Source organism: Pseudoxanthomonas sp. CF125 (assembly GCF_900104085.1).
Taxonomy (GTDB): domain Bacteria; phylum Pseudomonadota; class Gammaproteobacteria; order Xanthomonadales; family Xanthomonadaceae; genus Pseudoxanthomonas_A.
Window position 1 is genome coordinate 165,232 of record NZ_FNLD01000001.1, and the last position, 11,867, is coordinate 177,098.

At 64.8% G+C, this 11,867-nt stretch carries 7 protein-coding genes; 3 read left to right on the forward strand and 4 right to left on the reverse strand.

Annotated elements, in window-relative coordinates; all coding sequences use genetic code 11:
* Positions 1-245 precede the first annotated feature (245 nt).
* Positions 246-3,155 carry a bifunctional diguanylate cyclase/phosphodiesterase gene (locus BLR66_RS00875; RefSeq protein WP_255402258.1) on the forward strand — a complete coding sequence of 970 codons (2,910 nt, stop codon included), beginning with the start codon at positions 246-248 and terminating at the stop codon, positions 3,153-3,155.
* A gap of 189 nt (positions 3,156-3,344) precedes the next feature.
* Here BLR66_RS00875 and BLR66_RS00880 read toward each other — a convergent pair whose 3' ends face one another.
* From BLR66_RS00880 to xseA, 4 genes are all read right to left on the reverse strand, one after another.
* The gene (locus tag BLR66_RS00880) at positions 3,345-3,605 is read right to left on the reverse strand and encodes a hypothetical protein (protein ID WP_093279756.1); all 261 of its coding nucleotides are present in this window, start codon (positions 3,603-3,605) and stop codon (positions 3,345-3,347) included.
* A 139-nt stretch (positions 3,606-3,744) separates the two neighbouring features.
* Positions 3,745-5,526, reverse strand: coding sequence for a vWA domain-containing protein (locus BLR66_RS00885; protein WP_093279757.1), 1,782 nt, complete (start codon positions 5,524-5,526; stop codon positions 3,745-3,747).
* Between the two features lie 141 nt (positions 5,527-5,667).
* The gene (locus BLR66_RS00890; protein ID WP_218119583.1) at positions 5,668-8,193 is read right to left on the reverse strand and encodes a TonB-dependent receptor plug domain-containing protein; all 2,526 of its coding nucleotides are present in this window, start codon (positions 8,191-8,193) and stop codon (positions 5,668-5,670) included.
* A 227-nt stretch (positions 8,194-8,420) separates the two neighbouring features.
* On the reverse strand, positions 8,421-9,764 hold the full coding sequence (gene xseA / locus BLR66_RS00895; protein WP_093279759.1) for an exodeoxyribonuclease VII large subunit: 1,344 nt from the start codon (positions 9,762-9,764) through the stop codon (positions 8,421-8,423).
* A gap of 82 nt (positions 9,765-9,846) precedes the next feature.
* Here xseA and ispG point away from each other — a divergent pair, with 82 nt between their 5' ends.
* A complete protein-coding gene (ispG, locus tag BLR66_RS00900) occupies positions 9,847-11,127 on the forward strand; it encodes a flavodoxin-dependent (E)-4-hydroxy-3-methylbut-2-enyl-diphosphate synthase (RefSeq protein WP_093279760.1) in 1,281 nt (426 codons plus the stop codon).
* Positions 11,108-11,818: a phosphatase PAP2 family protein gene (locus BLR66_RS00905; protein WP_093279761.1), complete on the forward strand. Its 711-nt coding sequence runs from the start codon at positions 11,108-11,110 to the stop codon at positions 11,816-11,818. Before ispG ends, BLR66_RS00905 begins: the two co-directional genes overlap by 20 nt.
* Positions 11,819-11,867: the final 49 nt, after the last annotated feature.

Below are 11,867 nucleotides of genomic sequence, written 5' to 3' on the forward strand. Positions count from 1 at the left end.
ATAGCCGCGCGCATGCCCGCGGACTGGCCGCCGCAGGGCGGGCAATCCGTATAGGAAGGGAAGTGGCGCGGAAACCGCCGGAACCATGGCGCTGTTCATGGAACCTGATAACGTCCACCCGGCGGGGATGGGGTTTCTCCGCCGGAGACGCAAGGACCGCGTATCGCGTCCATACGTTCATTCTTGGGGAATCCGTGCAACTGCCTACTATCGATGCTGCGGAAGCCTCCCTCAACGACTTGTCCGTGAGCGAGATACCCCCTGCGCCGGCAGCGGCGGTTTCGCCCACCGAACGCATCGTGGCGATCTTGCGTGGCCTGCTGCCTGCGGGCGCTTCGGTCGCGGTGTGCTGGCGCGACTGGGCCCTGGGCAGCGGTGGGGCGATTTCGCCCGGGGCAAGCGCGGGCTTGCGCCGCAGCGCCGAATTGGCCCTGTCGGATCCGGATGCCGAAACCGACGGGCCGCAGGGACTGGTCCATGCCTGGGACAACGCCGACGGCAATGCACGCATGGCGGTGGCGGCCGCGATGCCTTCGCCCATGTCTGGCAGCGAGCGCCAGTCGTGGCTGACGCTGGCCAAGACCCTGGTGGTGGCTACCCTGGATTCCTCGCGCGCGCAGGCGCGCATCGTGTCGCTGGAAAAATCCAAGCGCCTGCAGCAGGCGTTGTACGAAATCGCCGACCTGGCCAGCGCCGATCTGGAAATGCCGGAAATGCTCAGGCGCATCCACGCGGTGGTCGGCTCGCTGATGTCGGCCGACAACTGCTACATCGTGCTTTACGACGACCAGCGCCGCAGCGTGCGCTTCCTGCATTTCGTGGACCAGAAAGACACCTATGTCGCCGATCCCGAACGCGAATTCACCGAAGAGGAGATGCCCAACAGCTTGACCTTCGCCCTGTTGCGCCATGGCCAGCCCGTGCGCGGGCCTTCCACTGCGGTGCGGCAGAAAATGGGCGTGGTGCGCGATCCCTCGCACGGCCCAGACAGCCTGGACTGGCTGGGCGTGCCGATGCGCCGCGAAGACCGGGTATGCGGGGCCATCGTGGTGCAGAGCTACGACACGCCGGGTAGCTATGCCGACGAGGACCGCGCCTTGCTGGGTTACGTGGCCCAGCACATCCTCACCGCGCTGGACCGCAAGCACGCGCACGTGGACCTGGAGCGCCGCATCGAGGCGCGCACCCACGAACTGCAACGCGCCAACCGCGAACTGCAGGCGGAAATCCTGGAGCGCAAGCGCGCCGAGAAACTGCAGCGCGCGCTGTTCCGCATCGCCGAGCTGGCCATCACCTCCGAAAATCTGGAACGTTTCTACGCCGACGTGCATGCGGTGGTGGACGAGCTGATCTACGCGCGCAATTTCTACATCGCCCTGTTGTCGGACGACGGCGAGACGCTGGATTTCCCGTATTCCATCGACGAGCGCGACCCGATGCGGTTGTCGCGCAGACTGACCAACGGCTTGACCGAACACGTCATCGCCAGCCGCAGCCCGCTGCTGGCCGACCGCGCCAAGCTGAGCGAACTGGGTGCGCAGGGCAAGGTGCACGAATATGGGCCGCATGCCTACAGCTGGCTGGGCGTGCCGTTGTATCGCGACGAAGAGGTGGTGGGCGTCATCGCGGTGCAGAGTTACTCGCCTGACGTCAGCTTCAGCCCGCATGACCAGAATCTGCTCACTTTCGTCGCCCACAACATAGGCAACGGTCTGGCCAAGCAGCGCGCGCAGCAGCATCTTCGCGCCGCCCACGCCGAACTGGAGCGGCGCGTCGACGACCGCACCCATGAGCTTGCCGAGGCCAACGCCAAATTGCTGGCGCAGATGGGCGAACGCCTGCGCGCCGAGCAGCGCCTGACCCATCAGGCCACCCATGACGGACTCACGGGCCTGCCCAACCGCCCGCATCTGCTGGAACGCCTGTCCGCGGCCATCAACCGCGCCCGCCACGGCGATGGGCAGGAATTCGCAGTTCTGTTCCTGGACCTGGACCGCTTCAAATTGGTCAACGACAGTATCGGCCACGCCGCCGGCGACGAATTGCTGGTGGAAGTGTCGCGGCGTATCACTTCCACGGTGCGCGGCAACGATGTCGTGTCGCGCCTGGGCGGCGACGAGTTCGCCATCCTCATCGAATACGCCGACGGTCTGGAAAGCGCGCGCGAGTTGTCCCAGCGCATCCTGTCGGTGCTGGGCCGGCCCATGTGGGTCGCCGGGCGCGAACTGTTTCCCTCGGCCAGCCTGGGCATCGCCGCCTGGCACCCGCGCTACCGCAATGGCGAAGAGCTGCTGCGCGACGCGGATGCGGCGATGTACCGCGCCAAGGCGCAGGGCCGCGATCGTTATGCGGTATTCGACGAAGCGATGCGCGAAGAGGCGATGCAAAGCCTGGACCTGGAAGCCGATCTGCGCCGGGCCATCAACAATCGCGATTTCCTGCCTTTCTACCAGCCGATCAAGCGCCTTGAGGATGGCGCGATCATCGGCCATGAAGCGCTGCTGCGTTGGCAGCACGAGCGTCGCGGTTTATTGCTGCCGGCCGAATTCATCAGTCTGGGCGAGGACAGCGGCCTGATCGAGCAGGTGGACTGGCTGCTGTACGAGCACGTGGTCGGACAACTGGCGCGCGGCGGCGAGGGTTACATCTCGGTCAACGTGTCGCCGCGGCATTTCCGTTCGCCGGATTTCGCCGACCGTCTGCTGGCCATGTTCTACGCGGTCGGCGCGGACCCGGCGCGCATGCGGGTAGAGATCACCGAAGTGGCGCTGCTCGACGACGCACCCCGCACCCTGCGTACCCTGCGCATGCTGCGCCAGCACGGAATCCTGGCCCAGCTGGACGATTTCGGTACCGGCTTCTCCGCTCTTTCCTATCTGCATCGTTTCCCGATTTCGGTATTGAAGATCGACCGCAGCTTCATCGCCGGCATAGGTGGCGAAGGCAGGCCGGAAAGCCTGGCCCTGGTGCGCGCGATCCTTGCGCTGGCCAACACCCTGAACATCGACACCATCGCCGAAGGCGTGGAAACCGAAGAGCAGCGCCAGGCGTTGATCGATCTGGGCTGCAGTTACGGGCAGGGCTATCTGCTGGGGCGGCCCGCGGCCCAGATCGGCGGATTGCCGCCGGCGCCGCTGGAGCCGAATTGGGATTGATCGCCGCCCGCGAATTGCGCCTTCGCTAAAAAACGATTCGTCATCCCCGCGAAGGCGGGGACCCAGTGTCTTTCGCGCCGAGACCGTATGGCTTATAGAAAAGCTTAAAGTCGCTGGGTCCCCGCCTTCGCGGGGATGACGGGCTTATTTTTCAGTTCCGCGGATCATTTAAGGGATCGCGAACAAGCTCTAAGAAACGGTGTACTCCTTCCACGGGATCCGGCTGGGGTCGGTCCTGGACAGGAACCTCACGATGTCCAGGCGCCCTTGATATTTGAAACGGCCGCTCGGGCTCCGCGAAGCGAGAATGATCGGCATGCCGGGGAAAAGATGCTGGAAAGAAACGCGCGCACGTTCTGCCGAGGCGCTGGTCTGCGTCGCAGACTCCTTCACGACAACGATGGAGAAAATCACGCCCTGCTCGTTCACTACCGCGCCTTGAAGCCGCATTACCAATCCCTCGGATCGCGTCGGGTCGAACGCGGAGGTATGGAAGCATCTGTGCGTCGCACGGATTGAGACAGCATCGGCGGGCGCGGCCACACGCTCCGGTCACCCGGCCGCACGTCCTTGTGCGGCCCTGGCCCCGTCATTCGCCTGCGATAGCCGGCGTAGCGCTGTCGGTGGACACGATCCGGCGCGCCTGGCCGACCATTTCCACGAACTCCCTGCGCAACCCGTAGGGGTCTTCGCCCTGCGCACCGCGTGCGGCTTCGGCGACGTCGTTCCAACTCCACTTCTCTACGTGGGTGCCGCCCCGCAGCAGGTCGGCATAGGCCGACACGGCGCTGGCGAAGCGCAGCGACTGGCTGGGCCGCGTAGTCAGCGACGAACGCAGGATCGGGGTTTCGATCAGGCGGCTGCTATCGGCGGTGGGCAGCTTGTAGCGCAGACGCAGGTGCGCCAGTTCGTTCGCGTTGCCGGCGGCCTCCGGCTTGTCGCTGCCGTAACGCAGCGCGGGCAGACGTTCGGCTGCGGAGCCGACCGGGGTGATTTCGTACAACGCCGTGACCTCGTGACCGGCGCCTATATCGCCGGCATCGACCTTGTCGTTGGCGAAATCCTCACGATTCAACAGACGGTTTTCGTAGCCGATCAGACGGTATTCGGAAACCAGCGCCGGGTTGAACTCGACCTGGATCTTCACGTCGCGGGCGATGGTCAACAGGGTCGCCTGCATTTCCTCCACCAGCACCTTGCGCGCTTCCTGCGGCGTATCGATGTAGGCGTGGTTGCCGTCGCCCACATCGGCCAGACGCTCGGCCATGCTGTCGTTGTAATTGCCTTGTCCGAAACCCAGCGTAGTCAGCGCAATGCCGGATTTCCGCTGGTCGCCTACCAGCGTCTCCAGCGCTTCCTGGCTGACGGTGCCCACGTTGAAATCGCCGTCGGTAGCCAGGATCACGCGATTGACGCCGTCCTTCAGGTAGGACTGCTTGACCATGGCGTAAGCGAGCTGGATGCCGTCGCCGCCGTTGGTGCTTCCGCCGGCCTGCAGACGATCGAGCGCCGCCAGAATTTCGTCATGCCGATCGCCAGGCGTGGGCGGTAACACCAGCCCCGCGGAACCGGCGTAGACCACGATGGATACGCGATCCTGTTCGCGCAGCTGCGGCACCAGCATCGAGAACGCCTGTTTCAGCAGCGGCAATTTGTCCGGCGAATCCATCGAGCCGGAAGTATCGATCAGGAACACGAGGTTGGAAGGCGGCAGCGTCGCTTTGGGTACGTCGTAGCCTTTGATGCCGATCATCAGGAGTTGGCGCTGGTTGTTCCACGGCGCGGCCGCCAGTTCGGTGGTGACGCGGAAGGGGACGTTGCGGTTGGCTGGGGCCGGATGCTGATAGTTGAAGTAGTTGATGAATTCCTCACCGCGCACCGAATCGGCCGGCGGGCGCACTCCCTGGTTCAACATCCGGCGGACATTGCTGTAGCTGCCGGTGTCGACGTCTACGGAAAAAGTGGAAACAGGCTGTTCGCTGGTGCGCTGTACGGGGTTGTCGGTGCGTTCTGCGTATTTTTCGGTGTTGGCGGGCTCTGCCTGGACATAGGCCGGTGCGATCAGCGCATGGGCCGCATTGCCAGTCGGCGCATAGGACATCATCGGCGCGGGCGGCGCTGGCGGCGCGTAACCGACGCTCGCCTTGGCGGCGCCCGCAAGCTGGCGCCGTTCCAGGTCCGCACGTTTCATGCGGGTACCGGTGACTTCCACGCGGTCCAGTGCCGCTTCTTGCAGTACGGAAGCGTCGGCTGGGGCTTCGGCGGCGGTCTCGGGGTTGGATTTGCAGCCGCTGATGGCGGCGATGGCGATCAGACTGGCGAAGAACAGTGCGTTGTGGGGCAGGGCAGTGCGAGGCAGGCGGCGTTGCATGGCGGATCTCCCGTGGTGGACAGGGAGTTCAACGCGGCAGGTCCGACAGTGGGGTTAATCGTCGACGCCATGGAAAGAGAAGCGCCCGCCAGTTGAGCGGCGGGCGCTTGCTTTGTCATCGATCCGGAGCACGGCGCGCCGTCAGAATCTGAAATCAAGCCTGGCGTAGTAATAGCCGCCATTGATGCCGAACGGCAGCGTCTCCCAGCCGTATACGAAACCGAGCGACGGGAACGGGTTGACGTTGGGATCGTCCGCGCCGACTTTCCATTTGTCCGGATAAGTGTCGAGCAGGTTGTTGGCGCCGACCGACAGGCGCAGCTTGTCGGTGATGTCGATACCCACCGCCGCATCGAACAGCGTCTGTCCGTCCCAGGTCTGCTTGGGCGCGAAGCCCGAGCCGGAGACCGAGCCGTAGTAGTTCGCCCGCAAGGTCCAGTCCCACTTCCCGATCGAGTACACGCCCTGCAGCACATGGTGCGCGCCGGGCTGGCCTTCTTCGATCAGGGTCACCTGGCTGTCGTCGAACAGCATTGCCGGCGGCAGGATCGCCGATTGCGAGCGGCGGTCGGTGACCTCGGTCTTGTTCCAGTGCAGCAGCGCGGTCAGGTCCAAGGTGCCGCCCGCCGCTTCGGTGCTGTACTCGCCAACGATATCGATACCCGTGGTGCGGGTGTCGATGGCATTGGTGAAGAACTGCGCCTGGGCCACGTCGAACGGCGCGAGAATGGCGCGTATCGGGCAGTTGCTGTTGGTGGTGTCGCAAGCCAGGCCGTCGCCGCCGAGGGTCTCCGGGCGTATGTTGCTGGAGAAAATGATGCGATCGTCGATGTCGATGCGGAATACGTCCACCGTCAGGCTGAAATTCTCGCTGGGGCGGAACACCAGGCCGAGCGTGGCGCTGGTCGATTCTTCTTCCTTCAACGGGTTGATACCGAATGCGCGGGTGACATCGCTGTCCTGGCGCGCGGTCAACGTATCGGCCAGATTGCCGGTGGCCGGGTCGATGTTGGTCGAACGCTGGCTGTAGAACAGCTGCTGCACGCCGGGCGCGCGGAAACCGGTGGAGACGGTGCCGCGCAAGGCGAACTTGTCGCTGAAGTCGAAGCGTGCGGACAGCTTGCCGGTGGTGGTGTTGCCGAAGTCCGAATAGTCCTCGAAGCGCACCGCCGCGCCGAGCAGGAAACGCTCGGTCAACCGCGACTCGGCGTCGAAGTACACGGCGTAGTTATGGCGTCCCTCATCGACCGCTTCGTTCGGCGAAAAGCCGGGGAAGCCCTGGATGCCCGGTGCGGCGAAACCGCCGTTCTGGTCGAGGATCGCGATGGAGGGATCGTTGGTGCGTCCGTAGGTGTAGGACACCGGATCGCCAGCCTTGATCGCGTAGTTGTCGCGGCGATACTCGAAGCCGGTAGCCAGGCTCAACGGTTCATTGCCGATGCCCCAGTCGACCCGGCCGCGGAAATCCAGATTGAAGGTGGTCTGGTCGAATTCCAGCGTGCCGGTATCGGCGGAGGTCGGCGAATCCGCGTAGATGCCGCCTCCAGGCGCCGGTTCGTACCACCAGCTGACATTGACCGAATTGCGTTCGTGGAAACCGAACTTGCTGCGGCCGTGGTTCACCGACACATCCCAGTCCCAGTTATCGCCCAGCGGCGCGCGGTAACCGACCGCAAGCGAACCGTCCTCGACCGTGGTGATGATGTTGGGCAGGAAGCCATTGGGATACAGGTCCGGTACGGTGCGGCCGTCGCCGGCGCTGCGGAAGAACCCGGAGGAATCGCCTTCGCGCCGCGAAATGCCGCCGAACCAATACAGTTCGCCCGCGCCGATCGGCAGTCCGCCGTTGAGCCAGAAGTAGGCGTCCTTGGCGTCGGCATCGCCGATCTTCTGCGTCACGCGCGGAGGATCCACGCGCAGCAGATCGGGGCCGGCGCGGTTGGTCGCTTCGCGGTCGCGGTACTCGACGGTCAGATTGAGGAAGCCTTCATCGCCGAGCTTGAAGCCGGTATTGACGCCGCCATGCAGGACGGTGCCATCGCCTTCGTAGGTCTGGCCCGCCTCGAACGATACCCGGGTTTCGTCGGTCTGGCGCCGAAGCACGATATTGATCACGCCGGCGATCGCATCCGAGCCGTATTGCGCGGCCGCGCCGTCGCGCAGCACTTCGATACGCTCGATGGCGGAGACGGGAATCGCGTTGATGTCGGTGCCCGCCGAGCCGCGGGCGATGGTCTGCTGCACGTTGACCAGTGCCTGCTGGTGGCGGCGCTTGCCGTTGACCAGCACCAGCACCTGGTCGGGGCCGAGCGAGCGCAGCGTGGCGGGGCGCAGGATGTCGGTGCCGTCGCTGATGGTGGTGCGCGAGAAATTGAAACTGGGTTCGAGCATCTGCAGGATCTGTCCGACCTCCTGCGCGCCTGTGCGCTCCAGTTGCTCGCGGTTGATCACATCGACCGGCGCCGCGGTTTCGGCCGCGGTGCGGCCCTTTGCGCGCGAGCCCAGAACCTGGACCGTATCCAGTTGCACGGCATCCTGGTTGGGTGCGGCGGTTTCCTGTGCGACGGCCGGGAGGGCAAGCAGCAAGCTCAGAGCCAGGATAGTGAAGCGGGGTGTGGCGGGGACCGGCTTGAAGCCGCGACTACGCGCGTGCGGATGCATGGACATGATTCCTCCCTTGAATGATTGCGGTCGATGTCGAAGCGCGACGTTTGCGCGCCCAGTTGCATGTCAGGCCATGACAACTCGTATGACAAATAGCATTTGGCTATGGGAAAAGAATGAGAATTCGCGCTGAAAACAGCGATCCCATGGCGTATGCGCAATTACGTTCTCGTTGAGAACGTTTCCAGAACTGTGCGCAGAGACCTTGCGTCTCTGCGGCCTTCACGCTTTCATTGGTTGGAATCTTCGACGCGAACCGTCAATGCGCCATCCTGCAGGCGGGCGCTGAGCCGGTCTCCCGCGGCGGCGTCCCCTACGCTGCGCACGATGCGCCCGGCATCGTCCTGCAGAATCGAATAGCCACGGGCGATGGTCGCCAGCGGGCTTACCGTTTCAAGCGAGCGCGCCAAGCCCCGCAACTCCAGCGTCTTGCGTTGCAAGGTGCGGGCAGTGGCGGCTTGTGCGCGCAGGCTTAGCGACGAGGTTTTTTCCTGCAAGGTCGACACGTGTCGTTGCGGCTGGTTGGAACGCAGCACCGCTGCGGCATGGCGCAAAGCGGTGCGACGGCGCTCCAATTGTTCCCGCCATACCGATTCCAACCGTCGCTGCGCTTCCAACCGGCGCCGTTGCAGCAACTGCAACCGCGCCTGCGGCCGCGTCGCTTGCAGCCGCAACATGGCGCGATCGGCGCGCTGCATCGACTGCCGCAGCGACTGCAGCTGCAATGCGGACATGCGGCGTTGCAATCCCTGCAGACGGGTGGACAGATCGATGCGGTTGGGAACCAGCAGTTCGGCGGCGACCGACGGGGTGGGCGCGCGCAAATCGGCCGCGAAATCGGAGAGGCTGAAGTCCGTTTCATGTCCGACTGCCGATACCACCGGCACAGGCGAAGCAGCGATGGCGCGCGCCAACTGTTCGTCGTTGAACGCCCACAGGTCTTCCAGCGAACCGCCGCCGCGGGTCAGCAGGATCACGTCGTAGCGCCCGGAGGCGGCCGCGCGCTTGAGCATCGCGGTGATCTGCGCCGCTGCCGTTTCGCCTTGCACCTGCACGGGCAGCACATCGACTTCCAGCAAGGGAAAGCGCCGTCCAAGCACGCTCAGCACATCGCGCACCGCTGCGCCGCTGGGCGATGTGATGACGGCCAGGCGGCGCACGTGGGCGGGCAGGGGACGTTTGCGTTCTTCGTCGAAGAGGCCTTCGGCGGCCAGTTTCGCTTTCAGTTCATCGAAGGCGCGGCGCAATGCGCCTTCGCCGGCTTCCTCCAGGTGATCCATGACCAGCTGGTAGTCGCCGCGCGCCTCGTACAGGGTTAGGCGTCCGCGCCCCAGCACGCGCAGGCCCTCGCGCGGCACGAACTTCAGCCACTGGCTCTTGGGCTTGAACATCGCGCACTTCACCTGCGCACGCGCGTCCTTGAGAGTGAAATAGAGATGTCCGGAGGCCGGCCGGGTGACATTGCCCAGCTCTGCCTCCACCCACACCAGCGGAAAGGCGCTTTCCAGCAGGTCGCGCGCCAGCGTGTTGAGCTGGCTGGGGGTGAGAATGTCGCGGGCGGGGTCCTGGATCATCCCGTTACCCTAACCCAGCTGTTTCGCTGGCGGAAAGGCTTGACGGGATGAAGCGGCCCCGGAAGCGTCTAAAATAGCCGACATGAACGATCTGTCGTCCCCCTGCCCATCGCCTGCAGAAGCCGGCCCCATCGCCGCTGGCGCCGCGCCGCGCCGGATCAACCGCACCGTCAAGGTGGGCGCGGTCACCTTGGGCGGCGGCCACCCGGTGGTGGTGCAGTCCATGACCAATACCGACACCGCCGACATCGCTTCCACGGTCAAACAGGTGGCCGAACTGTGGCGCGCCGGTTCGGAAATGGTGCGGGTCACGGTCAACAATCCCGAATCCGCCGCGGCCGTGCCGCACATCGTCGAAAAGCTGCGGATGATGGGCATCGAAGTGCCGGTGATCGGCGACTTCCATTACAACGGCCATACCCTGCTGACCAATGAGCCGGCCTGCGCCGAGGCGCTGGGCAAATACCGCATCAACCCGGGCAATGTCGGCTTCGGCCGCAAGAAGGACACCCAGTTCGCCCAGTTGATCGAGTTCGCGCTGAAGTACGACAAACCGGTGCGCATCGGCGTGAACTGGGGTTCGCTGGACCAGGCGCTGGCCGCGCAGCTGATGGATCAGAACGCCCAGCGCGCCGAACCCTGGGAAGCCAGCCTAGTGCTGCGCGAGGCGTTGATCCGCTCGGCGCTGGATTCGGCCGAACGCGCGGTCGAGATCGGCCTGCCGCGCGAACGCATCGTGCTGAGCTGCAAGGTCAGCGGCGTGCAGGAACTCATCGCGGTGTACCGCGATCTGGCCCAGCGTTCGGATTTCGCCCTGCATCTTGGCCTCACCGAGGCCGGCATAGGCAGCAAAGGCATCGTCGCCTCGGCGGCGGCGCTGGCGGTGCTGTTGCAGGAAGGCATCGGCGACACCATCCGCATTTCGCTGACGCCCGAACCAGGCCAGTCGCGCACCCAGGAAGTCATCGTGGCGCAGGAACTGCTGCAGACCACCGGGCTGCGTGCGTTCACGCCCATGGTCACCGCGTGCCCGGGCTGCGGACGCACGACATCGGAATTCTTCCAGGAACTGGCGGGCGTGGTGCAGAACCATGTGCGCGCGAAGATGCCGGAGTGGAAAGTCAGCCACCCGGGCGCCGAGAACATGACCCTGGCGGTGATGGGCTGCGTGGTCAACGGCCCGGGCGAATCGCGCCACGCCAATATCGGCATCTCGTTGCCGGGCACGGGCGAGGCGCCCACCGCGCCGGTATTCATCGACGGCGAGAAGGCGGTGACGCTGCGTGGCGAGAACATCGCCCAGGAATTCGTCGCCCTCATCGACGGCTACGTCGAAAAGCGATATGCACGAAACGTTGCGTAGGGCAGCCGCGCGCGGCGCGCGGGCCATCGCGGGACTATTGCAGCGCAACGGAAGGCGCATCGTGCTGTTGTTCCTGGGCGTGCTGTTGCCGCTGTGGATCTTCGCCGAGCTGGCCGACGAGGTGCACGAGCTTGAACGGTTCGTGTTCGACGATCCGTTGCTGCTGGGCGCGCATGCCTGGGCGGGTCCGCGCATGGACCGATTCTTCGCTGCGGTCTCCACGGCGGGCTACGAAGGCGTAGTCGCGGTCGATGTGGCCGTGGTGCTGGCCATCGTGCTGATCAAACGCTGGCGAGAAGCGACCTTCGCCGCCGTCGCGTTCGTGGGTTCGGCGCTGCTCAACCTGGGCAGCAAGCAGTTCTTCCAGCGCGACCGGCCGACCTTGTGGGAATCCATCCTGCCCGAAGACACTTTCAGTTTCCCCAGCGGGCATGCGATGGGCTCGATGACCTTGGCCATGACCGCGATCCTGCTGGCCTGGCACACGCGATGGCGCTGGCCGGTACTGGTGCCGATGGCGGCGTTCGTGCTGCTGGTCGGATTTTCGCGGGTGTATCTGGGCGTGCATTATCCGTCCGACATTCTGGGCGGATGGATGGCCGCTACGGTATGGGTAGTGGGTACCTACCTCGCATTGTTCCACAGGGTTCTGCACCCGTGGCGCGCAGATGGGCTGGTGGCGCAACGGTAAGCGACCCCTCGCGCCTGCTGCAAGCGCAGGGCGTAGATATTCATTGCGG

What these genes read in the sequence shown, in the direction of transcription:
- xseA (WP_093279759.1), bottom strand. Translation starts at nt 9,764, where the DNA reads ATGATCCAGGACCCCGCCCGCGACATTCTCACCCCCAGCCAGCTCAAC.
- ispG (WP_093279760.1), top strand. Translation starts at nt 9,847, where the DNA reads ATGAACGATCTGTCGTCCCCCTGCCCATCGCCTGCAGAAGCCGGCCCC.
- BLR66_RS00890 (WP_218119583.1), bottom strand. Translation starts at nt 8,193, where the DNA reads ATGTCCATGCATCCGCACGCGCGTAGTCGCGGCTTCAAGCCGGTCCCC.
- BLR66_RS00885 (WP_093279757.1), bottom strand. Translation starts at nt 5,526, where the DNA reads ATGCAACGCCGCCTGCCTCGCACTGCCCTGCCCCACAACGCACTGTTC.
- BLR66_RS00905 (WP_093279761.1), top strand. Translation starts at nt 11,108, where the DNA reads ATGCACGAAACGTTGCGTAGGGCAGCCGCGCGCGGCGCGCGGGCCATC.
- BLR66_RS00880 (WP_093279756.1), bottom strand. Translation starts at nt 3,605, where the DNA reads ATGCGGCTTCAAGGCGCGGTAGTGAACGAGCAGGGCGTGATTTTCTCC.